The following is a 24,881-nucleotide window of genomic DNA, read 5'->3' on the forward strand; positions in this document are numbered from 1 at the left end:
TCCGGCATGCGCCGAATCAGGTATCCGTCACGGCGCTCATCAGCCGCCGCGATCGGTCTGGCTCTCGCGCTGACCTCGGTCGGGCCGATCGTGCCCAGCGCCTTCGCCGACACCGCGCCACCTTCGACATCCGCTGCTTGGGCCGGCCTCCCGGCCGGACTGTCCGGCGCGATCACCGTCGGCGACACCAAGTTCGCAGGCGAGAAGCCCGTCCTGCCCGGCGACAAGGCGATCGCCGAGGCGAAGAAGACCGGAAAGCTCGTCGCGGTTCCGGAGCTGACCGACGAGTCGAGCGAGACTATCGCCACTCCCGACGGCCACCTCGCCCGGACCATGCACGCCGACCCGCAGCGCGTGAAGCAGAACGGGGCGTGGGCCGTTCTGGACGGCACGCTGATCGCGGACGGCTCCGGCGGATTCCGCCCCAAGGCCTCGGTCTCCGGCGTGCGCCTGTCCGGCGGGGGTGCCGGGCCATTGGCCACCCTGACCAGCCCTGACGGGGAATCGCTGAGCATGGATTCCCCGTTCCCGCTCACCAATCCGACGCTCGACCCGGGTGGCCAGGCACTGATCTATCCGGAAGTCGCGCCCGGCGTTGACCTCAAGGTGGCCACGTCCAAGCTCGGCAGCCTCAGCACGGTCCTGATCGTCAAGTCCGCCGAAGCGGCGAAGAACCCGGCACTCAAGAAGGTCCGTTTCCCCACGACCGCCAAGGGCGTGACTGTCAAGGCCGACGCCGACAACAACCTCACCGCCACCACCGCGGACGGCAAGGTCCGCTGGCACGCCTCCGCTCCGCAGATGTGGGACAGCTCCACCAGCACGTCGCCGGCTACCGCACCCTCGAAGCGGGACGCCGCCGGTGCCGTCGATGACGTGACACCAGGCGGGTCCGACCGGACCAGCACCGCCGAAGGTCCTGGCCCCGGAGCCAAGATCGCCACCATGGCCACCACGGCCACCCCTGACGCGGTCGAACTGACCACGGACGAGTCCATCCTCGGCCAGGGCCAGGGGCCCTGGTTCATCGACCCGGGCTGGCTCTACGACAGCCGCTCGGCCAACGCCTGGACCTGGACCCAATCCGCCTATCCGACCACGGCCAACATCGGGAGGACCGTAGCCAACACCGGTGACCAGTACGCCACCCCCGGCGTCGGATTCCAGGGCTACCGGACCAAGAAGGGCGTCGAACGCTCGTACTTCCAGTTCGACACCCGCTGGTACAACGACATCGTCATCGACAACGCGACCCTGTCGCTGTGGGAGGTCGAGTCCTCCGACTACTCCTGCACCAACCCGTACGACGTCGACCTCTACCTCACCAATCCGATCGACAACAACACGACCTGGAACAACCCTCCCGGCGTCATCGGAGGCGTGGTCGGCACGAAGTCCGTACCCGGAGCGCACCACGACGGCTGCACCGGCAGCTACCAGATCGACTACGACGTCACCTCCGTCTACCAGAACTACGCACCCGCGCGGGACAGCCTCGCGTTCGGCCTCGCCGCTCACGACGAGACGATTCAGAAGGCGTTCAAGCGCATCGACTACACCCCGGTCGTCGTCGTCAAGTACGACCGCGTCCCCAATACCCCGACCAACCCCAACGCCTCCCCGGCCCCCACCACCAAGGTCCCGGAGACGACCAACCAGGGCTGCGACGGCAACTCGATCGGCTGGATGAACTCCTCCGCCGGTTTCAACGGCACGGTCACGCTCAACGCCACCGTCAGCAGCCGAGCCCAGGACTCGCTCACCGGCTGGTTCCACATCTGGGACTACGCCGACCTCAGCGCCGACGCCGACCAAGGCAACTCCGCTCTGACGCCCAACAACGGCGTGGCGGTCTTCCAGGTCAAGCCCGGCGTCATCAAGGACGGTCACGTCTACGGCTGGGGCGCCCTGGGTGCCGACACCGTGATGCAGCAGATGTCGGCCTCGACCCCGGTCTGCCGCTTCGGCGTCGACCTGACCCCGCCGACTCTTTCGGTCCCGGACGTCTACACCCAGTTGTCGGATGCCGATCTGGCGACCAAGTACCCGCCGTCCGGCAACGGCCAGGTCACCAAGAAGCGGGTCGGGGAGACCGGTCTCGTGCCGTTCACCGCAGCCGACCCGGCCCCGGCGGGGGGCGGCTACGCCTCCGGTGTGGTCTGCGCCCGCTGGTCCTGGGACCCCCAGTTCTCCGGTGCCGGCTGGGCCTGCGGGTCACAGATGCCGCAAGGCGGGATCCCCGTCGCACCCGGCCGCTGGGGCACCAACATCTTGTACATCCAGGTGATGGACAACGCGCAGAACGTCTCGCCCGTCGCGTCGTACTCGTTCTACGTGCCGTGGAACCCCGACGGCCCGCCGCCGGTCTTCGGCGACGTGACCGGCGACGGAGCACCCGACATCCTGCTGGCCGACCAGGCCGGCAACCTGCGCACCTACAACGCCCCGGGCAACCCGAACGTCAAGAACCCGTCCGTCACGACCGTTGCCACCGCCGGTGCCGCGCCCGACGGTCTGAGCTGGAAGAACTTCCAGTTCACGCACCGTGGCACCCTGACCGGCGGTACCCACATCGATGACGTCATCGTCCATGGACCGGGTTCGCCCGACCTCGTCGCCTACCCCAATCCCGGGAACGACGGCGTGTACGGGCGGATCGACGCGAAGAAGTCGATCTCGAAGCCCGCCTGTTCACCGACACAGACGGAGAACTGCGCATGGCTCGGCACTCCCGGCTACAACGCCAAGGATTGGTCGAACACGCTCCGGGTCGCCGCGCTCGGCGACCCGGTGAACTCCGACCTCGATCCCAAGCTGGGATTCAAGAACAAGACCGGCCTGCTCACCGTTGAAAGCTTCAACAACGGCACCGATGCCGCCCTCTGGTACTACCCGGCCACAGACACCAACACCCTCGGAAAGCCCGTCCAACTGGCCGCCTCCGGCTGGAAGGACAAGGAACTCATCACTCCCGGTGACTGGGCCAAGCAGGGACACCCCGGGTTGTGGAGCCGGAACCTCGCGGCGACCGGTGACGCGGCCAAGGACGACCTGCTCGCCTACACCTTCACCACCAGCACCGTCGTCGCCACCGACAACCAGGGCAAGCCGATCCTGGACCCGACCGGCAAGACCGTCATGGCCCCGACGCTCACCCAGATCAGCCCCGGCACCAAGATCGGCGGAGTCAGCGCCGACACCTGGCCCACCGTCGGCTCCGACGGTGACCTCACCGGCAGCGGCAACTCGACCCTTTGGGCCATGAAGGGCAACGGCACGATCGACATCTGGTGGGGACAGCCCACTGCTCCCGGCAACCCGGCCGCCGGATACACCTGGCAGGTCGGCCCCTCCACGATCGGCAACACGTCCGTCAATCCCCAGTGGTGGGCACTCGACGGCCGTAGCAGCGGTGACACCGGCGACGCCAACGCGCTGTACCAGAACGGAGCGCCCGGCACTGCCTACCCGAAGAACGCCGTGCTCACCGCCGATCACACCGGCAACGCCAACAAGGCCACAGCGCTCGACGGCTCCGTCTTCTACCGCACCACCGGACCGTCCGGCCTCGACACCACCCGGAGCTACAGCGTCGCAGCGTGGGTGAAGCTCAACAGCACCAACGGCTACCAGAGCGTGCTATCGCTCACCGGCGACGAGCGCAGCCCGTTCTACCTCCAGTACTCGGCCGGGCTCGGCAAGTGGGCCTTCGTCCTGCCGGACGGCGATCACTACAACACCGGCACCTACTACGTCGCAACAGACCCGACGACGGACCGGGCCAAGCCCCGACTCGGCGTCTGGACTCACCTGGTCGGCACCTACAACGCAGAGGCGGGCACCGCCACGCTGTTCGTCAACGGCCGAGCGGTCGGCTCCACCAAGGTCCCGACCGCGTGGAAGACCGCCGGCAGCCTCAACATCGGCAACGACATCAGCAACCGCTACCCCGCCGGCAACGCGCTCAACGGCGCGGTCGGCGACGTCCGGATCTACCCGTACGCACTGACCGACCCGCAGGCGAACGCGCTCGCGACGACCGACTCGCTCGTCCAGATCCACACCGCCTTCAACCCCGGCAAGTGCGTGGACAACTGGGGCGGCCTCACCGGCGCCGCCGCCGCGATCTACGACTGCTGGAACGGGGACAGCCAGCACCTCCTGATGACCGGCGACAACAAGATCAAGAACCCGGTCACCGGCACCTGCCTGGGTACGGCGACCACGCCCGCCGTCAACGGCACCCGGATCACCGCCCAACCCTGCGGCGACCCGGCCGCCCAGACGTGGATCCGCCAGTTCGACGGCTCGATCTACAACCCGGCATCCGGACGCTGCATCGACGTGCACGGCTGGGACACAACGAACGGCAGCGCGCTCGACATGTGGGACTGCACCGGCGGCGCGAACGAGCGCTGGACCTACGAGGCCCAGACCAAGTAGCGCACGTCCGATCGGCATCGTATCGGCCTCTCCCCGAGCTTCGTTCGGAGAGAGGCCGATACCTGTTCCCGTCCTCTGCCCCTGATGTGAGGTCAGGCGCTCCAGCCAGTGGGCCTGCCGTTCAGCGGCACCCCGCACCTTCCGCTCTGTCTACAAGGGTCGACCCAAAGTCGGTCGCGCGGGCGTCCCGGTGTGACGCGGCGAACGGCAGCGGTGCCCGTTACTGGGCTTCCGCTGGAACTCGCTTCCCGGAGAGTAGCCATATGGACCGAACCGTCCGAACATCCCAGGGGGTTTTGATGCCGGAGACAAACAGCGGGACTGCCGACCCCTCACCCGTTCCCGTGGAAGCGGTACTCGGCGCAAGGTCGGCGGCGGTGCTCGTGGAGCTCCAGCGTGCCGACGGAAAGGCTGCCGCGCTCTGCACGCTGGCCAGCGGCGCGCTGGCCGCAGCCGTGGCGGCCGTTCCGGCTTGGTCCACCTGGCCGGCGCTGCTGACCATGGCGGTCTTGTGCGGCTGTGTGCTCCTGCTCGCTGCCGCGGCGGCCGCGCTTCTCGCCATCCGGCCCGCGTTGCCGAAGGGGCGGTCGTTGGCCGAGCTGGAGCAGTACCGGCTCAGTCCGGTGACGGCGAGCACCCTTGCCAACCTGACGACTCTGGATCGGGAGGCCCTGGCCGAGCTGGAGACGCAGCGCCTGCAGCGGCTGGCCGCGCTCGCCGAGCGGAAGTTCCGGGCGGTGAGGACCTCGGTGGACCTAATCGCTGCGGCAGGCACGGTGACCGGAATCGGCCTGTTGATCGCGTGCGCGAATTGAGAGCATCGTGCGGCTGTTGTCCGAGGAAACTCAGGGGGGGACGTGTATCTCTGCCATAAATCTATCATCGGCGATCGACTCTGGTCGAAATTGCGCAATCTCGCACCAGAACGCAGCCGTCCCGCCAGGTCCATGCTGCTCCGGCAGGGCGACCCCGCCACCCAGGTGATCCTTCTCAGCTCCGGATCCACCCTGGTCACGCTGGTGGGCGCCAACGGTGAACGGACGCTACTGGCCGTCCGCGGCGCGGGCGAACTGCTCGGCGAACTCGCGGTCCTGGATGCCCAGCCGCGCTCGGCCTCGGTGATCGCGGCCGAGCCGTGCCGCGTCCACCTCATTCCCGCTCCCGAGTTCCTCGCCTTCGTCCACGAACACGATCTGACAATTCCCTTGCTACGACACGCCATTGCGCGCGTTCGGGAGGCGGAGGCGGCACGGCTGGAAATGGCAACCGCGCCGGTTCCGGTGCGTCTGGCCGCAGCTCTGGGTCGACTGGTCCAGGCGGCTTCCCGGCATGGCGCCGACGCCGTGGTGCGGTTGACCCAGACCGAGCTGTCGCAGCTGATCGGAGCCTCCCGGAACGGCGTGGGCAGTGCGATCAAGCCGTGGCGGGAACGGGGCTGGCTCGGGACCGAGGCGGGCGGCGGGCTGGTCATCCGGAACATGCCGGCCATCCAGGCCGATGTGCTCGCCTGAGTGACGCAGGCCACCGCGGTGGTGCCCAGTACTGGGCACCACCGCTCCGTCCCGCCGAGCAGCATGGGGTCTCGTTCACCGCCCCCACTGCCGAAAGGGCTGCTCACCCATGACTTCCTCCGTTTTCACACCGGACCACGCCGCACTGGACCGTGACGCATCGGACCGCGACGTGCCGCCTGAACAGGCCGTCTTGGTCGTCGACATGAAGGGCTACAGCCGACTCCCCGAAGCGCAGATGGCACCGGTCCGGTCCGATTTGGACAGCATCCTGGAGACGGCCTTCGTCCAGAGCGGATTGCCCGAGCCCCGTACCTTGGACACCGGGTTCAAGGACACGGGCGACGGCGTCATCCTGCTCCTTCCACCCCGGCATGCCGCGCGGATGGTCGATCCGCTGCTGGGGAACCTGAGCGCCGCGCTCCAGCGCTACGAGGGCATCCGGATGGCCACTGCACCGGCCATCTGCGTCCGGGTCGCCGTCCACGTCGGCCCGCTGAGTGTTCCCGACCATCGCGGCGCCGCGATCAACGACGCCTGCCGGCTGGTCAACAGCGACGCGGCCTACCAGGCCGTCGCGGCTGCGACGGATAACGGCCTGTTCCTCGCGGCCGTCCTCTCGGAGCCCGTCTACCAGCGCTCCGTGCAGGCTGGGCGCACCCACCAGGGCCTCACGGAACGCCATTTCCTGGCGACTGTCGCCAGGGTGGCCGACAAGCCCGGGTTCGAGGCGCCGTGCCGGCTGTTCGTTCCTGGCTTGCCTGTCAGCTCCCTCCGCGGGTGCCTGCCTGACCCGGACAGCCCCGAATCGGGCATCGCTTCCACGCCTCCGGCGCACCCCAGGTCGGAGCAACTTGCCAGGGCAGGGGCTGTCCAAAATTTTCATGCCCCGTTGCACGACCCGGTGATCAACGGGCATGTCGAGACCCTCCGGATCGACCGCCGCAGCCGTTGAACCGACAGCACCTCATCCGTCGTATCCCTACAAGGGAGAAACCATGTCCGAAATCCTCCACCCGCGCCACTCCGCTGACGGGCCGAACGATGAGGGATACGGCGGTGAAATCCTCGAGGCCCGGCTGCCGAAGTGGGTACAGCCTCGACAAGTCCCCCGCTTGGAGCTGCCCGACGCCTTGCCAGCCCCGGTGGAGGACGCTTCGGAGCAGGCTGCTACTCGGCAGGTGACCCCGGATACCCAAACGGCCACCGGTCCGGTAGCGCACTTCCACGGCCAGGTTGACGTCGTCGTCGGCGGCGACGTCAAGCAGCTGATCCTCGAGACCCGCAAACGTGATCTTCTTGAGGGCGAGGAGTTGGACCGTGAGGCCCTCCTGGAGCAGCCGTTCGTCCGTGACGCGTGGACGGACACCTGGCAGGAAGCGCTCGATCCGGCCACCGGCAATTTGCGGGCGCCCGTCTTGGTCATCGTCGCCCCCCGCGAGATCGGCGCGACCACCTTCGCGCTGCGCCTGCTGGCCGAGCGCACCGCGCCGAGCGCCGCGCTGGTCAAGCTGCAGGCGGACTGGAATTCGCCGAGCCGGGCCTGGCTGCCCTTGGAGGAGAGCCATGCTTTCCAGCTCGATCTCAAGGATCCGGACACCGACCGGGTCTCGGCCGACTTCCTCAGCTCGCTCGGGAAGCACGCCGCGGACCTGTCCGACTGCGGATCCCACCTTGTACTGACGGTGGCCCAGGAGCTCTGGGACGTACCCGGCCTGGTCTCCCGATCCGGCGTGCACGTGCTCCGCCTCGTCGATCCCCCCGCCGCCGGCACGGTGGTGGACGCCCACCTTGCGGCCGGCGGCCACCACGAGCTGGCCAAGGAGATCAGGGAGTCCACGCAGGCCCAGTTTCAGCTGCAAGGCCTGAATGCTGTGGCGGCCGTTCGGGCGATCCATCGCATCGTTGCGGTCTGGGAGGAGCACCGCCTCTACCAAGCGGCCCCTGCGCTGCTCCGGAAGGCAGTGGACCCTGACGCGGTAAAGACGTTCGAGGAGCGCGTGCTGGACGCGCTATCGGACTGGCGCGGGGAGTTGGACGAGCTCTTCGGGGACCGCACCGTAGCCCGTGGCAGGACCGACCGGTCGTTGACGCTAGAGGACCGTTACCTGCTGCTCGCCCTGGCGGTGCGGCAGTCCGTGCCGGTGTCCAGGGTGTCCGCCGACGCGCGGAAGTTGCAGGAAGCGGTGGAGTCGGGGAACACCGACCCGATGACTGGGACGGCCGCCCAGGCGGCCTTCGCGGCCCGCGGTCTGCGCCGCCGGATCCAGGACATCGGTGCCACGGTCGACGGGCGCGACGTGGTGCTCTTCGACCGGCCGGCCTACGGGCGGGCGGTGCTCGAGTACGTCTGGGACAATTATGAGGCGATGCGGACGCCGCTGCTCGGCTGGCTAGGGAAGCTCGCCGACCGGCCCGACCCGATGGACCCGGTGGTGCGGACGCTGGCGTCCTTGGCCCTGCGCCACGGGACTAGGGAACACCTCAACAAGTTGGCCGAGCTGACCGAGCCGGACGTGCTGGGTGCCGTCCTTCGAACTGTGGTGCGTGATGAGCACGTCGGGCGCCTCGTCTGGGCCACGCTCTACCAGTGGGCCGACACGAGCGGCGGCGCGCTCACCGTGGTTTCTACCTGTCGCCTCGTCCTGGCCGACCCCGACGTCAGCTCTGCCGTCGCGAAGATGGCCTTGGTCCGGCTGCGGCGGGTGGCACAGAGGACCAACGACCCGGCAGTCCGGCAGAGCGTGCTCACAGCCTTCGAGGAACTCGCCCGCCAACCCGCCGGTCGGGCTCGACTGGTTACGGAGGTTCGGGCCTGGCAGCAGGCGAAGAGCTCGTCCCGGAACGGGAGTCTGGCTTTCCTGGCCTTGATGTCGGTGGACAGCCCGGAGCTGCCGTGGCTGCTGTCGGGTGACGCGCCGGAGATCGACGTTCAGAGGGCCCTGGCAGAGTTGCTCGGCAGTCCGGATACTGCAGTCGAGACCATCCCGCGGATCACCGGTTGGATCCACTCCTGCGCCGGAGACGCCGACTCCGACAGCTACGTGCAGCTCCGTGACCAGCTGCTCGTGCCGCTCCGCGGGCACCGGATGTTCCAGGCCGGGATGGACCTGATGAAGGCGCTCGCGAGCTCCGTCACGGCGCAGGGAGTCAACATCGCTGAGGACTTCTACCAGCACTTGGTCGGCGCTCCGCTCCGCAATGTCTTCACGCTCGACGGCACCACTCGATGAGGTGGCCGTGGCAGCGGGCCCCGCACACCACGGCGTGCCCGAGACCTTGTCAACTGCCGAGCGCTGAACCGGACATTCCATTCGAAGGGACATTCTCCCTTGTATGGCGGCCCACCATGCGGGGCCGAGCCAATCTGGCAGAGCAGGTCCGCACTGACCTCCGCAGCGCCGCCGCGGAGGTGACCGCCGGGCTGCAACCGGACGACCTACTCGGGGCCGAGGACATCCTCAACGCCGTGCTCGGTGTGCCCGGTGGGCGGCGCACCCCGCACTACCGGCTGTTGTCCGCGAAGTTCGTCCTCCGCCTGTCGCCCACTTCACAGGAGGCTCTGGCCGTCCGGCGGGCCGACACCGAACGGATCAGGCGGCTGAAGTTCCTCAAGACAGCTCTCTACGACAACCCGGACCTGGTGGTGCTCGACCGGATGGAGCGGACCTCCCAACTCCCGGACGACGCCCGGGTGGCCGACCTGCAACGGCTCTCTCGAGCGATCAGGTCCTGCAACGCATGGTGGCACCCGCTCTTGGAGCAGTGGGAGATGGTCGGTGCCGGGTTCCAGGACCCGGAGACTCAGCATGAGGCCATGCGGGTCCTGCTTCGTCAGTCCGTCGAGGCCTTGAGGGTGGCCACCGTGCCGCCGGACTGGGCTGCCCCGGTTGGGCGGGCAGGATGAGGGTGGTCCTGTGGCGGGTCATGCTCGCCCCGCTCACGACCCTGCGGGCACTCCGCCTCCAACGGCTCAGCCGCTACCCGTTCGACCTCGAAAACGCTTGGCGGCAGGCCCGGATGTACTGCGCGCCCGACGAAGTTGAGTACCTCTTCCAGCGCTACGTCCAGGAGGCGGAGGCCCGCCGACCCGAGTCGTAGCGTGGCCGGTCCCCCCCCGCCCCTTGGCGGACGGTGACGGGGCGGCGTCAGCCGGACAATCCTGGCAACGGCTAATTGGCGGTGCCCCGTTGTCGTCAAGCAACGGGACACCGCCGTTCGAGGGAGGACGAGGTCGTGGCTGCCATCTGTGTCGGCAGCGGGTGCCGGTGTGGGCGAGGTACTGTCGGGCCGCTGCTACTCGCATCGGAGGGAGGCGGCATGCGCTCCTGGAGGTCAAGGGCGCCGATTGTGTGATCGGCGCAGGAAGTCGGCGGGTCCGACTTCCTGCGGGCCGGGTGGTCAGGCGGGGACGTCGGCGTGCCAGCGCCAGGTCGTGCGTTGGGGGTGGCCGGGGAGTGGGGCTCGGCCGGTGGCCCAGAGGAGGGTGGGCCAGGGGGCGGCGTCGACGGTGGGGATGTCGGGGAAGAGGCGGGTGAGGGTGCGGTGGCAGATGTCGGCCGGGGGCTTCCAGGGGAGGTCCAGGCCCCGGGTGACGTCGTGCAGGTGCACCAGGAGCTCCACCAGGCTCATCGCCACGAAGCCGGTCGGGTCGGCGAGGCCCCAGGGGTGGTAGGCGCGCGCGTCGGGTGAGGCGGTGCGGGCGATGGCGACCATCAGCCCGCCGCTGGCCTCCAGCACTTCGACGAGCCCGGCCGCGCCGGCCCCGCGCTCGGCGCGGACGAAGCTGTTCGGCGCACCCGGGGCCTCGCGCGTCGAGACGAACGGGACGTAGCGGTCCCGCGGCGGCCGGGCGGGGCCGAGTTGGGCGGCGTAGGCGAGGAGGTCGTCCGCGAGGTGTTCGACGGTCTCCCAGCAGGACCAGCCGAGCGTGCCGGCGGGGCGGGACCAGTCGGCGTCCGCGGGGGCGCCGCGCAGGGTGTCGGCGGCGAGGCGGAGGGCGGTGGCGAGGTCGTCCGGGGTGGGGGTCTCGGTCATGATCGTGATGCTAACGGTCCCGGCCCCGGCCCACCGCGCGCCTGCGATACCCCTGGGGGTACGTCTGCTAGGATCCGGCCCGATACCCCCAGGGGTACATCCGGGGTACATCCGTGAGGAGGGTGCGTGTACTTCGTCGACATCCTTGAGAGCGAGGCGCCGGGCGGTCACGGCTACCTGGCGGGCGGGCCCGGCGGGGCGGTGGCCGTCGACCCGCCGGCCGACGTCGGCCGGGTCCTCGCCGCGGCCGCCCGCCGGTGCGTCCCGATCGCGTACGTCGCCGAGACACACGTGCACGACGACCACGCCACCGGCGGGCCCGAACTCGCGCTGCTCACCGGCGCGCACTACCTCGTGCCCGCCGACGCGGCGGTGTCCTACCGGCGCGTCCTGGTGCACGACGGCGACGAGTTCGACCTCGACCCCGACCACGGCCTGGCCCTGCGCGCCGTCGCGACGCCCGGCCACACGCCGCACCACACCTCGTACGTCCTCACCCGGCACGGCCGCCCCCTCGCCGCCTTCACGGGCGGCCCGCTGCTGGACGCGGTGGGGGTGGCCGGCCTGCCGGGTGCGACGGCCTGACGGGAGAGAGAGGGCCTAGTGCAGGACGTCGAGGACGTTGTCGGCGTTGTTGACGAAGTAGACCGCGTCGTGGTCGAGGTCCAGGTCGAGGCCGAAGAGCGCGCCCGCGCCGGGCGGGGTGCCCTCGTTGTTGATCGTCTTGGTCGCCACCTGCCGTCCGCTCCGCGTGGTCTCGACGATGTTGCCGTCCCCGCCGTTGACCGTGAGGATGTCGCCCCTGGGCGTGAGGGCCATGCCCAGTGGGGCGTTGAGGCTGCCACCCGAGGTGATGACCCGTCCGATGCCCGCGCTGTTCTTGCGGGTGAGCGCGTCGGGAATGGCCGTGATCCGGCTCAGCACGGTGTCCGCGACGTAGAGCGTGCCGTCGTGCAGGCCGACCCCGGTCGGGCCGACGACCAGGGCCGCCGGGTCCGTCCGCTCGGGGAAGCCCGAGCCGATCTCGGTGAAGGCCACCGGGGCGGGCGGCTGGTCGCCCTCGGCGCACAGGGTGATCCGCAGGACGGTGCCCTCGTCGACCTCCGCGCCGTTGCCGTCGACCGTCCCGTTGAGCACGTTGGTGACGAACAGCTCGCTGCGCTTGCCGAAACTGACGGCGGTCATGTCCCAGGGGCCGTTGATACCGTGCCCGGCGATCGTCTCGCGGACCGTCCCGTGCTCGTCGAGCACCAGCAGGCACCCGGCCTTGGCGGTGGCGGACGTGCCGTCCGAGGTGGGGAGGCTGCCGACGACCACCCAGCCGCCGGGCAGGACGGTCAGCGCCGTGGTGAGGCCGACCCCGCCGTCGCACGGTCCCGGCAGGTTGTTCGGGTCGATCGTGGCGAACGTGGTCAGGGCGCCGTCCGGGGCGACCTGGACCAGGGTGGTGCCCCGGCCCTGCTGGCCCGCCGGCAGGTTCACCGAGTTGTTGAAGTTGCTGATCAGGACGTTGCCCCGGCGCAGGTCGCCGACGCTCTCCCGGATCGTGAACGTGCCGTACGGGTTCACGTCGCCGTTGGCGGGCACGGTGGACCCGACGAGGGACACGGTGTTCAGCCGGTCGAGGAACGGCCGCGGCTCGGCGGCCACGGGCGGGGTCGCGGTCCCGGCCCCTGCCCCTGCCCCGGCCGGGGTCGCGGCGGCGGTCAGGCCGAGGGTCAGCGCGGCGCTCACCAGCGCGCTCGAACAAGCCCGAAGTCTCATGTGCGGTGCCTCCTGGAGGGCGGGCCCGGGACGGTCCGTCCCGACCCGCGGAAGTGCTCGGATCGCCCCCAGGACGTCACGCTAGGCATGCACCCCTCGGCCCGCCCGCCGGTGTCCGCCGAATGCCGGGCGCCCGGGTGACGCGGCGCGGGCGCTGCACCGGCCGTGCCCGCTGTCGGTGGTGGCGGGTAGCCTCACTGGTTCCGACCGAGACCGGCTCCGCCCGGACTCGTTCCGGCCGAGAGGAGCCCCGTGACGATCGCACCGCAGCACCCCGACCGGCCCGCCGGCTGGATCTCCACCGGCCTGAGCTGGCACGAGGGCCGGCCGCGGCTCGGTGCCGTGTGCGGTCCGCGGGTCCACGAGCGCGTCGTCGGGGCCGGGACGGAGGTCGGCTGGCTGCTCGGCGGCCCGCGCCGGTGCACCGGGGCCTGGCTGGCCGGTGCCACCGAGCGCACGCCGTGTCCGTACCACGCGGAGATCGATCCGGGCGGCGGCGCCGTCCAGTGCCCGGCGTGCCAGAGCGTCGACCGCGGCCTCGCCCTCGCCCGCGACCAGATCCTCGACGACGGCCGCACGTACCTGCTCTACCTGGCCTGGTTCGGCGACGGCCTGCTCAAGGTGGGCCTGACCGCCGAGCAGCGCGGCGACAGCCGGCTCCTCGAACAGGGCGCGCTCGCCTACGCGTTCACCGCGCGCGGCGGTCTCCCGGCGATCCGTCGCGCCGAACTCACCGTCGCCGCCTCGGGCCTGGCGCGCGAGCGGTTCAAGAGCCGCGCCAAGACGGACCGCTGGTGGTCGCACGGCGACGTGCCGCACCGCCGAGCCGTGCTCTCCGACGCCCGCACGCAGGCGCACGGGCTCCTGCGCGGCCACGCCCTGGAGCTGCTCGCGGACCGCCCGGTGACCGACCACGTCGAGCGCTTCGGCCTGGCCGGCGGCGCCCCGGAGAGCTACCGGCACGTCGACGGGCTCGCGCACGGCGCCGTCCTCGCGGGCACGCTGCGGGCGCCGGTCGGCCGGCACCTCTTCCTCGACCAGGCCGACGGCGCCGACCCGCTGCTGCTCGACACCCGGCTGCTCACCGGCTGGACGCTCACCGCCGTCACGGGCCGCGCCACCGCCGGCGTCGCGCTCGCGGAGCGCGTCCGCCCGCCGGAGCCGGACACCCAGGAAGCGCTGTTCTGAACCCGCCCACCATTGTGGTTGCTTAATGAAACCACGAGGTCTGGCCTCGCCCTCAGTGGTTTCAACCTGCTACCAGTGCGGAGTGAGCACCCCGCGATGATCGCCGCCCACGAGACCTTCGACGGCACCTTCCCGTACCGGCCGCACTTCAGCACCGCCCCGGGCTTCCGGATGCACCACGTCGACGAGGGCGACGGCCCCGTCCTGCTCTGCCTGCACGGCGAACCCACCTGGGGCTACCTCTTCCGCGACCTGGTCCGCCGCTTCGCGCCCACCCACCGGGTGGTGGTCCCGGACCACATGGGCTTCGGCAAGAGCGAGACGCCGGCCGGCCGGACGTACCGCCTGCAGGACCACGTCGACAACCTGGTGGCCCTCGTCGACGACCTCGGCCTGCGCGAACTCACCCTCGTGCTGCACGACTTCGGCGGGCCGGTCGGCACGGGCCTGGCCGCCCGGCGCCCGGGGCTCGTCACCGGGGTGGTCAGCCTCAACGGGCCGACGCCCTTCGGCCGGCCCAGGCTCCCGGACGCGCTGATGGCCAACGCGGCCGAGTCCCCGTGGTTCCGCTGGATCGCCCGCGCGCACGCGGACGGCAGCCTGGACGCCGTCCTCGGCGAACTCGGCTACACGATCCTCAGCACCCTGAAGCTCAACGGCTTCGAGAACAACGCGCTGATCACCGACACCTGGCTGCGCGCCTACGCCTCGCCGTTCCCCACCCGTGCGGAGGCGGCCGGCGCGCTCGGCTGGGCGGAGGGCTTCGCGACCGGGGCCCACGTGTTCGAGACGCCGGGCGACGAGGCCCGCGCCGCGCTCGCCGCCGTGCCCGCGCTCGCCGTCTGGGGCGGCGCGGACCGGACGCTGGGGGCGCGGTACTTCCTGCCGCTGTTCGCGGAGGCGTTCCCGCGCGGGCGGACCGTCGAGCTGGCGGGCGTGGGCCACTACAGCCCCGAGGACGCCCCGGACACCATCGCGGCGCTGCTCCGGGAGTTCCTCTCGACCGCCGGACGGCGGCGGGGGCTCAGCCCAGCCGCCCGCGCACCCCGCCCGGCCCGGAGCGGGACCGGCGCGAGAGCGGCGGCCGCGACGGGCGGACGTCGGTGCGCGCGGGCGGTTCGGTGTCCGCCGCGCGCCGGGCCGCCGCGGCGCGGGCGGCGGCCAGCGCCATCCGCGCGAGCAGCGGGTCCTCGCGGACCCCGGCCGCCCGCTTGGCCGTCTGGCAGCGCGAGCACCAGATCGGGGACGCGGGCCCGTCGGGGTACGCCAGGCTCTCGGGCGGCAGGTAGTGCCCACCGCACTCGACGCATTCGAAGACCAACCTCATCCGACGATCACCGTCCCGGATCCGTGGCACCGACCGCATGGCGACCAGAAGGTGTGGATCCTCGGCACCATGCTTCCTTCCTCGTCCAGTTCGACCGTGGCCTCGGTCTTCTGGGTCCCCCCGGACCCGCCGCAACCGGAACAGGACTGAACCTCGGGCATATGCCGTCCTTCCGTAGCGGAGGACCACGGTAGCGCGAAAATCCGCGCAGCAGCACCGGTCCTGACGATCCACCACTCCATCGGGGAGCGCGCGGACGCCCCGCGCGCCCCGCTGGACGCCGCAGACGCGTCCGGCACGCGCTTCGGCCTCCCGCGCACGCACGGGAGACCGAAGGGGAGGGGGCAGTTCAGCCGCGCGCGGCCTTCAGGAACTCGCGGTTCATCGCGGCGATGCTGGGGAGCGGGATGCCCTTGGGACAGGCGGTGGCGCACTCGCCGGTGTTGGTGCACCCGCCGAAGCCCTCGGCGTCCATGGCGGCGACCATGTTCCGCACCCGGGAGGAGCGCTCCGGCGCGCCCTGGGGGAGCACGTTGAGGTGGACGACCTTGGCGGACGTGAAGAGCATCGCCGAGCCGTTCGGGCAGGCGGCCACGCAGGCGCCGCAGCCGATGCACTCGGCGTGCTCGAAGGCGGTGTCGGCGGCCTCCTTGGGGACGGGCGTGGCGTGCGCGTCGGGGGCGCTGCCGGTGGGGGCGGTGACGTAGCCGCCGGAGCCGATGATCCGGTCGAAGGCCGACCGGTCCACGACGAGGTCCTTGACCACCGGGAAGGCGGAGGCCCGCCAGGGCTCGACGTCGATGGTGTCGCCGTCGGTGAAGTGCCGCATGTGCAGCTGGCAGGTGGTGGTCCGTTCCGGGCCGTGGGCCTGCCCGTTGATGACCATGCCGCAGGCGCCGCAGATGCCCTCGCGGCAGTCGTGGTCGAAGGCGACGGGCTGGTCGCCGCGGGTGATGAGCTCCTCGTTGAGGGTGTCGAGCATCTCCAGGAAGGACATGTCCGGGCTGATCCCGCCGACCTCGTAGGTGGTCATCGCGCCGGGGGTGTCCGGGCCCGCCTGGCGCCAGATGCGCAGGGTGAGGTTCATGCGTAGCTCCGCTGGGTGGGGTGGACGTACTCGAAGTCGAGCGCCTCGCGGTGGAGGACGGGCGCGGTGCCGGTGCCGGTGAACTCCCAGGCGGCGGCGTAGGTGTAGTCCTCGTCGCGGCGGGCGGCCTCGCCGTCCGGGGTCTGGCTCTCGGTGCGGAAGTGGCCGCCGCAGGACTCGGCCCGGTGCAGGGCGTCCAGGCACATGAGTTCGGCGAGCTCGAAGTAGTCGACGAGCCGGTTGGCCTTCTCCAGCGACTGGTTGAGCTCCCGGCCGGTGCCGGGCACCTTGATGCGGTGCCAGAACTCGTCGCGCAGGCGCGGGATCCGCTCCAGGGCCCGGCGCAGCCCGGCCTCGTCGCGGGCCATGCCGCACTCGTCCCACAGGAGTTCGCCGAGTTCGCGGTGGAAGGAGTCGGGGGTGCGGTCGCCGTCGACGGCGAGGATGAGGCCCAGCCGGTCCCCGACCTCGGCCTCCGCCTCGGTGACGGCGGGGTGGTCGGCGGGGACGGCCGGCAGCTTCTCCCGGGCCAGGTAGTCGTTGAGGGTGGGCGGCAGGACGAAGTAGCCGTCGGCGAGGCCCTGCATGAGGGCGCTGGCGCCGAGCCGGTTGGCGCCGTGGTCGGAGAAGTTGGCCTCGCCGATCGCGAACAGGCCGGGCACGGTGGTCTGGAGGTCGTAGTCGACCCAGAGCCCGCCCATCGTGTAGTGGATCGCGGGGTAGATCCGCATCGGCACCCGGTACGGGTCCTCGGCGGTGATCCGCTGGTACATGTCGAAGAGGTTGCCGTACTTCGCCTCGACGGCGTCCCGGCCCATCCGGCGGACGGCGTCGGCGAAGTCGAGGTAGACGCCCTGGCCGCCGGGGCCGACGCCGCGGCCCTCGTCGCAGACGTTCTTGGCGGCGCGGGAGGCGATGTCGCGCGGGACGAGGTTGCCGAAGGCGGGGTAGACGCGCTCCAGGTAGTAGTCGCGTTCGTCCTCGGGTATCTCGGCCGGCGGCCGCTGGTCGCCGCGCGCCTTGGGCACCCAGATCCGGCCGTCGTTGCGCAGCGACTCGCTCATCAGGGTGAGCTTGGACTGGTGGTCGCCCGAGCGCGGGATGCAGGTGGGGTGGATCTGGGTGAAGCACGGGTTGGCGAAGAGGGCGCCGCGGCGGTGGGCCCGCCAGATCGCGGTGGCGTTGGAGTTCTTGGCGTTGGTGGAGAGGTAGAAGACGTTGCCGTAGCCGCCGCTGGCGAGCACGACGGCGTCGGCGGTGTGGGTGCGGATCTCGCCGGTGACGAGGTCGCGGGCGACGATGCCGCGGGCGCGTCCGTCGACGACGACGAGGTCGAGCATCTCGGTGCGCGCGTGCATCTCGACGTTGCCGGCGGCGATCTGCCGGGAGAGCGCCTGGTAGGCGCCGAGCAGCAGCTGCTGGCCGGTCTGGCCGCGGGCGTAGAAGGTGCGGGAGACCTGGACGCCCCCGAAGGAGCGGGTGTCGAGCAGGCCGCCGTACTCGCGGGCGAACGGGACGCCCTGGGCCACGCACTGGTCGATGATCTCCACCGAGACCTGGGCCAGCCGGTGCACGTTGGACTCGCGGGCGCGGAAGTCGCCGCCCTTGACGGTGTCGTAGAACAGCCGGCGGACGGAGTCGCCGTCGTTGCGGTAGTTCTTGGCCGCGTTGATGCCGCCCTGGGCGGCGATCGAGTGGGCGCGTCGCGGGGAGTCCTGGAAGCAGAACTGGACGACGTGGTAGCCCTGTTCGGCGAGGGTGGCGCCGGCCGCGCCGCCGGCCAGGCCGGTGCCGACGACGATCACCGTGTGCTTGCGGCGGTTGGCCGGGTTGACCAGCTTGGCGTCGAACCGCCGCTGGTCCCAGCGCTGTTCGATCGGCCCGGCGGGCGCCTTGGTGTCGGCGATCGGCTCGCCGACGGTGTAGGACGCGTAGCTCATTTCACGACTCCGGTCATCACGGCCACGGGGACGGACAGGAAGCCCGCGGTGAGGATCAGGGCGAGGCCGTTGGCGGCCAGCTTCAGTGCCCGGTCCCGGCGGGCGTTGTTGGCGCCGAGGGTCTGCGCGGCGCTCCAGAAGCCGTGCCGGACGTGCAGGCCGACGGCGAGCATCGCGACGATGTAGATCACGTCGCTGTACCAGCGGCCGAAGGTGGCGACGATGTTCTGGTACGGGTGGCCGTGCTCGGCGACGGGGTTCACGGTGAGCGTCGTCAGGTCGAGGACGTGCCACACGATGAACAGCGCGAGGATCACCCCGCCCCAGCGCATCGTGCGGGTCGCGTAGCTCGCGCGGCGGCGCTGGTGCACGTACTTGCTCGGCCGGGCGGCGAGGTCGCGCCGGCTCAGCTGGTAGGCGGCGACGCCGTGCAGGACGACGGCGGCCAGCAGGCCGGAGCGGGCGATCCAGAGGAACCACTCGTAGCGCAGGAACGGTTCGCCGATGGTGCGCAGCCAGTGCGCGTAGCCGTTGAGGTCGTCGGGGCCGAAGAACACCTTGAGGTTCCCCAGCATGTGCGCGACCAGGTACAGCAGCATGGCCAGTCCGCTGACGGCCATGACCGCCTTCTTGCCGACGGTCGACCGCCAGAGGGTCGCCAGGGTGGACGGGTGCCGGGCCGTCCGAGTCGCGGTTGTCATGGCAGCCACGGTAGGGACGGCCGCAAGGGTGCGTCCAAGACATGATGCGGCTCGTGACGATAGGCAGCCACTATCAAGGAGGCCTATCCTGGCCGTGTGCAGCTCCAGCAACTCCGCTACTTCCTGGCCGTCGCCGAGACCCGCCACTTCACGCGCGCGGCCGAGGCGGCACACGTGGCGCAGCCGTCCCTCTCGCAGCAGATCCGGGCACTGGAGCGGGAGTTGGGCGCCGAGCTGTTCCACCGCACGCGCGGCCGGATCGCTCTCACCGACGCGGGGGACGCACTGCTGCCGCTGGCGCGGCGCATCCTCGCGGACACCGAGAGCGCGCGGCTCGCCGTGCAGGAGACGGTCCAGCTGCGCCGCGGCCGGGTGCGGCTGGGGGCGCCGCCGAGCCTGTGCACGAGCCTGGTGCCGGACGTCCTGCGGGTGTTCCGGGACCGCTACCCGGGGGTGGCGCTGGCGGTGCGCGAGGGCGGTTCGCGCGACCTCGTCCGCTGGCTGGCGGCGGGGGAGCTGGACCTCGCGCTGGTGATCACCCCCGCGAGCGGGGAGGCGGCGCCGGCCCTGGACGTCACCGAACTGCTGCACGAGGAGCTGGTGCTGGTGTCCGCCCTCCCGAAGCGGGCCCGGCGCACGGTGCGGGTGACGGAGCTGCGCGGGCGGCCGCTGGTGATGTTCCGCGAGGGCTACGACGTGCGCGAGGCGACCCTGGCGGCCTGCCGGGCGGCGGGGTTCGAGCCGGAGTTCGCGGTGGAGGGCGGGGAGATGGACGCGGTGCTCGGCTTCGTCCGGGCCGGGCTCGGGCCCGCGGTGGTGCCCGGCATGGTGGCGGCCCGCTCGGGGCTCGGGGTGACCCCGTTCGCGGGACCGGGCCTGGGGCGCACGATCGCCGTCGCGCACGGCCACGAGGTGCCGCTCACGCGCGCCGCCGACGCGCTGCGCGAGACCCTGCTGGCGCACCTGCGCGACGCCGCCCGGGACGGCGAACTGCCGCCGGGCACACGGCTGTTGCTATGAGAAAGGCCCGGGGCGCGTGCCCCGGGCCTTTCTCGTGGCAGTGCGGCGATCAGGCCGGCAGCACGGCCTCGATCGCGGCGACGACCTCGTCCGACTCCGGCTCGGTGGCCGGGCGGATCCGGGCGGCCACCGTGCCGTCCGGGGTGATCAGGAACTTCTCGAAGTTCCACTTGACGTCGCCGGCCTCGCCCTCGGCGTCCGCCGTCCCGACCAGCGTGGCGTACAGCGGGTGCCGGTCGTCACCGTTCACCTCGATCTTCTCGAACAGCGGGAACGTGACGCCGTACGTCGTCGAGCAGAACGTCTCGATCTCCTCGGCGCTGCCCGGCTCCTGCCCGGCGAACTGGTTGCAGGGGAAGCCCAGCACGCTGAACCCGCGCGCGGCGTAGCGCTCCTGGAGCCGCTCCAGGCCCGCGTACTGCGGGGTCAGACCGCACTTGGAGGCGACGTTGACGATCAGCAGCGCCTTGCCCTTGTAGTCGGCGAGCGAGGTGGCCTCGCCGGACAGCGTGCGCAGCGGAATGTCGTACAGGCTCACGGTGGTCCCTTTCGGCAGGTCGGTGGGGTCGGACTCCCGGGTTACGGTAGCGCTCCCGGAAGGCTCAACCACGACGGCGCCGCCGGTGTTCCGCGAGCGTGGGGGCGCACTGAGCGGCACGTCCGCCCCCACGCTGCGGGTCCGTGCGCCGCCTCAGACCGCGAGCGGCTTGATGGCGGTCGGCGCGTGCTCGGGCAGGGTCGCGAGCTCCTCGAACTCGTTGACCTTGTCGATGTCGTTGCCGCTCATCGAGATGTTGGTGACCCGCTCCAGGATCGCCTCGACGACGACCGGGACGCGGAACTCGGCGGCCAGCTTCTTGGCCTCCTCGAAGGCCGGCAGCAGGCCCTCCGGCTCGGTGACCCGGATCGCCTTGCAGCCCAGGCCCTCGGCGACCTTGACGTGGTCGACGCCGTAGACGCCCAGCTCCGGCGCGTTGATGTTCTCGAACTCCAGCTTGACCTGGAAGTCGATGTCGAAGTTCCGCTGCGCCTGGCGGATCAGGCCCAGGTAGGAGTTGTTCACCAGGACGTGGACGTAGGGGATGCGGTGCTGGGCACCGACCGCCAGCTCCTCGATCATGAACTGGAAGTCGTAGTCGCCGGACAGGGCGACGATCTGGCCCTCGGGGTCGGCGGTCGCGACGCCGAGCGCGGCCGGGATGGTCCAACCGAGCGGGCCGGCCTGGCCGCAGTTGATCCAGTGGCGCGGCTTGTAGACGTGCAGCATCTGCGCGCCGGCGATCTGGGACAGGCCGATGGTGGTGACGTAGCGGGTCTCCGGGCCGAAGGCCTTGTTCATCTCCTCGTAGACGCGCTGCGGCTTGAGCGGCACGTTGTCGAAGTGGGTGCGGCGCTGCAGCTGGGCCTTGCGGGCCTGGGTGGCGGCGGCCCACTCGCCGCGGTCCTTCAGCCGCCCGGCGGCCTTGAGCTCCTTGGCCACCGTGACGAACAGCTCCAGTGCGGCCTTGGCGTCGGAGGCGATGCCGAGGTCGGGGGCGAAGATCTTGCCGATCTGGGTGGGCTCGACGTCGACGTGGACGAACTTGCGGCCCGCGGTGTAGACGTCCAGGCCGCCGGTGTGGCGGTTGGCCCAGCGGTTGCCGATGCCGAGGACGAAGTCGGAGGCGAGGAAGTTCTCGTTGCCGTAGCGGTGCGAGGTCTGCAGGCCGACCATGCCGGCGTTCAGCTCGTGGTCGTCCGGGACGATGCCCCAGCCCATCAGGGTCGGGATCACCGGGACGCCGGTCAGCTCGGCGAACTCCAGCAGCAGCTCGGAGGCGTCGGCGTTGATGACGCCGCCGCCGGCGACGATCAGCGGGCGCTCGGACTCCTGGAGGAGCGCGATGGCCTTCTCGATCTGGATCCGGTTCGCGGTCGGCTTGTAGACCGGCAGCGGCTGGTAGGCCTCCGGGTCGAAGTCGATCTCGGTGAGCTGGACGTCGATCGGCAGGTCGATCAGGACCGGGCCCGGACGGCCGGAGCGCATCAGGTGGAAGGCCTGCTGGAAGACGCCGGGGACCTGGGCGGCCTCCAGGACGGTGGTCGCCGCCTTGGTGACCGGCTTGGCGATCGAGGCGATGTCGACGGCCTGGAAGTCCTCCTTGTGCAGGCGGGCGACCGGGGCCTGGCCGGTGATGCACAGGATCGGGATCGAGTCGGCGATCGCCGAGTACAGGCCGGTGATCATGTCGGTGCCGGCCGGGCCCGAGGTGCCGATGCACACGCCGATGTTGCCGGCCTTGGCGCGGGTGTAGCCCTCGGCCATGTGGGAGGCGCCCTCGACGTGACGGGCGAGCGTGTGCCTGATCCCGCCGGAGGCCTTGAGGGCGGCGTAGAACGGGTTGATGGCTGCGCCCGGCACGCCGAACGCGACCTCAACGCCTTCGAGCTTGAGGATCTCCACGGCCGCGCGGGCGGCTGTCATACGAGGCATCGGGTTTCTCCTGCGTCGGCCCGCAGTGGCTCGGAGGGCTCATCTCCAGAATTCCACCATACGGAAGAACGGTTTCTGTATGTGGAAGAAAAGGTAGGACGGAGCCTGTCGGGGCGTCAAGGGGAGATTCAACAGATTGTGGACGTTCGCCCAGGGTGTGGCCTGTGGGATCCGTGGTGGGCAGGCCTCGTTCGTACACGCGGACGGCTGTCGTGCAAGTGTGCCCGGGGAACCGTGCGTTCCGGCCCGGAAAGCGGACCCGGTGTGCAGCCCGGGTGAAGGGGCCGTGTGCGAGGTTGGCCCGCCCCGCTCCCCTGGGTACCGTCGGAGCCACGCCGGGCCACCCACTGTCGCCCCCGTCGTGCGGCCCTTCTTCCCGTCCGCACCCGCTAGCACCGCGCGCATCCGCAAGCGCCGGACGTACCGCAGGCCCTGCCCTTCGTACCGTGCCCCTCGCGCCCGCACGTCCCGTCGCACGCTTCCTCGCATGTGTCTGCGCATGTGTCGTCCGCGCATGTGTCCCCGCATGCCTCCCCGCATGCCGATCCGCACGCTTCCCGCATGCCTCCCCGCATGCCGACCCGCACGCTTCCCCGCCCGCCCCGGAGCAGCGTGCCCGCCGCCGGCGGGCGCGCGGAAGGAACGTACCCATGCGCCGAAACCCCGTCCATCGCCCGGCGGTGACCGGGTGAGCCGTCCGCCCCACCGCCGCAAGGGCCCGCCGGGCCGCCCCCGCCGCACCGCGCCCCCGGGCCGGCCCCGGGGTTCGCTCACCGGACTCCTGCGCACCGTCCCGTGGCGCTACGACCTGCCCGCCTCGATCGTCGTCTTCCTCGTCGCCCTGCCGCTGTGTGTCGGGGTGGCCGTCGCCTCCGGTGTCCCGGCCGAGCTCGGCCTGGTGACCGGCATCGTCGGCGGCCTGGTGGTCGGGCTGCTGCCCGGCAGCAGCCTCCAGGTCAGCGGGCCGGCCGCCGGGCTCACCGTCCTCGTCTACGACGCCGTCCATCGCTTCGGCCCGCACGCGCTCGGCCTGCTCGTCCTCGGCGCCGGACTGCTCCAGCTGGCCATGGGCGCCCTGCGGCTCGGCCGCTGGTTCCGCGCCATGTCCGCGTCCGTCGTGCACGGCATGCTCGCCGGCATCGGGCTCACCCTGCTCTCCGGCCAGCTGTACGCGCTCGCCGACCGCCGGGCCCCGGCCACCGGCCCGGAGAAGATCGCCGGCCTGCCCGCCCTGCTGCGCGACGCCCTCACCGGCGCCGCGAACCCGAGCGCCGTCGCGCTCGGCGTGGCCACCCTGCTGGTGCTCGTCCTCTGGAAGCACCTGCCGGAGCGAGTCGCCCGCGGCGTGCCCGCCCCGCTGGCCGCCGTCGGGCTCGCCGCCGCCGTGACCGCGGCCGCCGACCTGCCGGTGGCCCGGGTCCGCGTCGCCGGCCTGCTCGACGTCGTCCACCTGCCCGACCGCGTCACCCTCGGCGAACTGGCGGGCGGCGCGGGCCTCGGCACCGTCGTCGCCTTCACCCTCATCGCGTCCGCCGAGACGCTGTTCAGCGCCGCCGCCGTCGACCGGATGCACCACGGCCCGCGCACCGACTACGACCGCGAACTCACCGCGCAGGGCATCGGCAACACGGTGTGCGGACTGCTCGGCGCGCTGCCGATGACCGCCGTCATCGTGCGCAGCGCCACCAACGTCCAGGCCGGTGCCCGCAGCAAGGCCTCGCGCACCCTGCACGGCGTCTGGCTGCTGCTGTTCACCGCCCTGCTCCCCGGCGTGCTCGGGCTCGTCCCGCTCACCGCGCTCGCCGCCGTCCTCGTGCACGCGGGCGCGAAGCTCGTCCCGGTGCGGCGGATCGCGGCGCTGTGCCGGGAGCACCGGGGCGAGGCGGTGGTGCTCGCGGTGACGGCGGGCTCGATCATCGTCACCGACCTGTTCGAGGGGGTGCTGATCGGCGTCGGACTGGCGGTGGTGAAGTCCGCGTGGCAGACCTCGCACCTGCAGATCCGGGTGGAGGAGGAGCGGCTGCCCTCCGGCGAGGCGCTGCAGCGGGTGCGGCTGAGCGGCAACGCGACGTTCCTGCGGCTGCCGCGGCTGCTCGACGCGCTGGAGCGGCTGCCGGCCGACCGCCCGGTGGAGCTGGACTGGTCCGGCCTGCGGCACCTGGACCACGCCTGCGCGGTGGCGCTCGCGTCCTGGGCCGCGCAGCACCGGGCGCGCAGCTCGGCGCCGCTGGCCGTCGAACCGCCGCTGCCGATGGTGGTGTGACGGCCGCCGGCTGACGTCTGGTTAGCCTGGTCGCGGGGCCCCGGGGGGCCCGGGGCCCCCCCCACGGGCGGGGGGGGGGGGGGGCGCCCGGGTGGCGGGGGTTTTGGTGGACCCCCGTGGGCTAGGC

General features: G+C 71.4%; 18 protein-coding genes and 1 pseudogene. 12 read left to right on the top strand and 7 right to left on the bottom strand.

Going from position 1 to position 24,881, the window contains the following annotated elements:
* The first annotated feature begins 6 nt into the window (after window positions 1-6).
* The 7 genes from ACFVSN_RS13875 (at window position 7) to ACFVSN_RS13905 (ending at window position 10,055) form a co-directional block, all read left to right on the top strand.
* A complete protein-coding gene (locus tag ACFVSN_RS13875) occupies window positions 7-4,443 on the top strand; it encodes a LamG-like jellyroll fold domain-containing protein (RefSeq protein WP_387955169.1) in 4,437 nt (1,478 codons plus the stop codon).
* Window positions 4,444-4,820: 377 nt separating this feature from the next.
* A complete protein-coding gene (locus ACFVSN_RS13880; RefSeq protein WP_387955171.1) occupies window positions 4,821-5,258 on the top strand; it encodes a Pycsar system effector family protein in 438 nt (145 codons plus the stop codon).
* 42 nt (window positions 5,259-5,300) lie between these two features.
* Window positions 5,301-5,954, top strand: coding sequence for a Crp/Fnr family transcriptional regulator (locus tag ACFVSN_RS13885; protein WP_387955173.1), 654 nt, complete (start codon window positions 5,301-5,303; stop codon window positions 5,952-5,954).
* A gap of 109 nt (window positions 5,955-6,063) precedes the next feature.
* Window positions 6,064-6,909, top strand: a complete 846-nt coding sequence (locus tag ACFVSN_RS13890) for a hypothetical protein (RefSeq protein WP_387955175.1) — start codon at window positions 6,064-6,066, stop codon at window positions 6,907-6,909.
* Between the two features lie 43 nt (window positions 6,910-6,952).
* Complete coding sequence (locus ACFVSN_RS13895; RefSeq protein ID WP_387955177.1) at window positions 6,953-9,187, top strand: hypothetical protein; 2,235 nt, start codon at window positions 6,953-6,955, stop codon at window positions 9,185-9,187.
* Between the two features lie 116 nt (window positions 9,188-9,303).
* The gene (locus ACFVSN_RS13900) at window positions 9,304-9,861 is read left to right on the top strand and encodes a hypothetical protein (protein WP_387955179.1); all 558 of its coding nucleotides are present in this window, start codon (window positions 9,304-9,306) and stop codon (window positions 9,859-9,861) included.
* Complete coding sequence (locus ACFVSN_RS13905) at window positions 9,858-10,055, top strand: hypothetical protein (RefSeq protein ID WP_387955181.1); 198 nt, start codon at window positions 9,858-9,860, stop codon at window positions 10,053-10,055. The genes ACFVSN_RS13900 and ACFVSN_RS13905 overlap by 4 nt, the downstream gene beginning before the upstream one ends.
* A gap of 300 nt (window positions 10,056-10,355) precedes the next feature.
* Here the strand turns inward: ACFVSN_RS13905 and ACFVSN_RS13910 are convergent, their stop codons facing one another.
* On the bottom strand, window positions 10,356-10,991 hold the full coding sequence (locus ACFVSN_RS13910; RefSeq protein WP_387955183.1) for a maleylpyruvate isomerase N-terminal domain-containing protein: 636 nt from the start codon (window positions 10,989-10,991) through the stop codon (window positions 10,356-10,358).
* 126 nt (window positions 10,992-11,117) lie between these two features.
* Here ACFVSN_RS13910 and ACFVSN_RS13915 point away from each other — a divergent pair.
* A pseudogene (locus tag ACFVSN_RS13915) lies at window positions 11,118-11,561 on the top strand (MBL fold metallo-hydrolase); the annotation flags it as partial.
* A 30-nt stretch (window positions 11,562-11,591) separates the two neighbouring features.
* Here ACFVSN_RS13915 and ACFVSN_RS13920 read toward each other — a convergent pair.
* Window positions 11,592-12,755: a hypothetical protein gene (locus tag ACFVSN_RS13920; protein ID WP_387955185.1), complete on the bottom strand. Its 1,164-nt coding sequence runs from the start codon at window positions 12,753-12,755 to the stop codon at window positions 11,592-11,594.
* Between the two features lie 252 nt (window positions 12,756-13,007).
* Here ACFVSN_RS13920 and ACFVSN_RS13925 point away from each other — a divergent pair, with 252 nt between their 5' ends.
* Together ACFVSN_RS13925 and ACFVSN_RS13930 are read left to right on the top strand one after the other, a co-directional pair.
* Window positions 13,008-13,943, top strand: a complete 936-nt coding sequence (locus tag ACFVSN_RS13925) for a DUF2797 domain-containing protein (RefSeq protein WP_387955187.1) — start codon at window positions 13,008-13,010, stop codon at window positions 13,941-13,943.
* Between the two features lie 75 nt (window positions 13,944-14,018).
* Window positions 14,019-15,464 (top strand): alpha/beta fold hydrolase, encoded by a 1,446-nt coding sequence (locus tag ACFVSN_RS13930; protein ID WP_387955189.1) that lies wholly within the window; start codon window positions 14,019-14,021, stop codon window positions 15,462-15,464.
* 155 nt (window positions 15,465-15,619) lie between these two features.
* Here ACFVSN_RS13930 and ACFVSN_RS13935 read toward each other — a convergent pair whose 3' ends face one another.
* The 3 genes from ACFVSN_RS13935 to ACFVSN_RS13945 are packed head-to-tail and all read right to left on the bottom strand — an operon-like array spanning window position 15,620 to window position 18,998.
* Entirely contained in the window at window positions 15,620-16,357 is a 738-nt protein-coding gene (locus ACFVSN_RS13935) for a succinate dehydrogenase/fumarate reductase iron-sulfur subunit (protein ID WP_380436255.1), read from the bottom strand.
* Window positions 16,354-18,297, bottom strand: a complete 1,944-nt coding sequence (locus ACFVSN_RS13940; protein WP_387955191.1) for a fumarate reductase/succinate dehydrogenase flavoprotein subunit — start codon at window positions 18,295-18,297, stop codon at window positions 16,354-16,356. The genes ACFVSN_RS13935 and ACFVSN_RS13940 overlap by 4 nt, the downstream gene beginning before the upstream one ends.
* Window positions 18,294-18,998 (bottom strand): succinate dehydrogenase cytochrome b subunit, encoded by a 705-nt coding sequence (locus ACFVSN_RS13945; RefSeq protein ID WP_380436259.1) that lies wholly within the window; start codon window positions 18,996-18,998, stop codon window positions 18,294-18,296. Before ACFVSN_RS13945 ends, ACFVSN_RS13940 begins: the two co-directional genes overlap by 4 nt.
* A 96-nt stretch (window positions 18,999-19,094) precedes the next feature.
* On the opposite strand from ACFVSN_RS13945, the gene ACFVSN_RS13950 reads away from it, so the two are divergent.
* Window positions 19,095-20,018: a LysR family transcriptional regulator gene (locus ACFVSN_RS13950; protein ID WP_380436261.1), complete on the top strand. Its 924-nt coding sequence runs from the start codon at window positions 19,095-19,097 to the stop codon at window positions 20,016-20,018.
* 49 nt (window positions 20,019-20,067) lie between these two features.
* Here ACFVSN_RS13950 and ACFVSN_RS13955 read toward each other — a convergent pair whose 3' ends face one another.
* Window positions 20,068-20,556 carry a glutathione peroxidase gene (locus tag ACFVSN_RS13955; RefSeq protein ID WP_387955193.1) on the bottom strand — a complete coding sequence of 163 codons (489 nt, stop codon included), beginning with the start codon at window positions 20,554-20,556 and terminating at the stop codon, window positions 20,068-20,070.
* A 153-nt stretch (window positions 20,557-20,709) separates the two neighbouring features.
* On the bottom strand, window positions 20,710-22,491 hold the full coding sequence (gene gcl, locus ACFVSN_RS13960) for a glyoxylate carboligase (RefSeq protein ID WP_380494212.1): 1,782 nt from the start codon (window positions 22,489-22,491) through the stop codon (window positions 20,710-20,712).
* A gap of 781 nt (window positions 22,492-23,272) precedes the next feature.
* Between gcl and ACFVSN_RS13965 the strand changes: the two genes are divergently transcribed.
* Window positions 23,273-24,754 (top strand): SulP family inorganic anion transporter, encoded by a 1,482-nt coding sequence (locus ACFVSN_RS13965; protein ID WP_387955288.1) that lies wholly within the window; start codon window positions 23,273-23,275, stop codon window positions 24,752-24,754.
* Window positions 24,755-24,881 lie beyond the last annotated feature (127 nt).

The organism is Kitasatospora sp. NPDC057904 (genome assembly GCF_042887925.1).
GTDB lineage: Bacteria > Actinomycetota > Actinomycetes > Streptomycetales > Streptomycetaceae > Kitasatospora.

Coding starts and splice junctions, on each gene's coding strand:
- ACFVSN_RS13890 (WP_387955175.1), top strand. CDS start 6,064: ATGACTTCCTCCGTTTTCACACCGGACCACGCCGCACTGGACCGTGAC.
- gcl (WP_380494212.1), bottom strand. CDS start 22,491: ATGCCTCGTATGACAGCCGCCCGCGCGGCCGTGGAGATCCTCAAGCTC.
- ACFVSN_RS13935 (WP_380436255.1), bottom strand. CDS start 16,357: ATGAACCTCACCCTGCGCATCTGGCGCCAGGCGGGCCCGGACACCCCC.
- ACFVSN_RS13945 (WP_380436259.1), bottom strand. CDS start 18,998: ATGACAACCGCGACTCGGACGGCCCGGCACCCGTCCACCCTGGCGACC.
- ACFVSN_RS13940 (WP_387955191.1), bottom strand. CDS start 18,297: ATGAGCTACGCGTCCTACACCGTCGGCGAGCCGATCGCCGACACCAAG.
- ACFVSN_RS13910 (WP_387955183.1), bottom strand. CDS start 10,991: ATGACCGAGACCCCCACCCCGGACGACCTCGCCACCGCCCTCCGCCTC.
- ACFVSN_RS13905 (WP_387955181.1), top strand. CDS start 9,858: ATGAGGGTGGTCCTGTGGCGGGTCATGCTCGCCCCGCTCACGACCCTG.
- ACFVSN_RS13875 (WP_387955169.1), top strand. CDS start 7: ATGCGCCGAATCAGGTATCCGTCACGGCGCTCATCAGCCGCCGCGATC.
- ACFVSN_RS13895 (WP_387955177.1), top strand. CDS start 6,953: ATGTCCGAAATCCTCCACCCGCGCCACTCCGCTGACGGGCCGAACGAT.
- ACFVSN_RS13900 (WP_387955179.1), top strand. CDS start 9,304: ATGCGGGGCCGAGCCAATCTGGCAGAGCAGGTCCGCACTGACCTCCGC.
- ACFVSN_RS13920 (WP_387955185.1), bottom strand. CDS start 12,755: ATGAGACTTCGGGCTTGTTCGAGCGCGCTGGTGAGCGCCGCGCTGACC.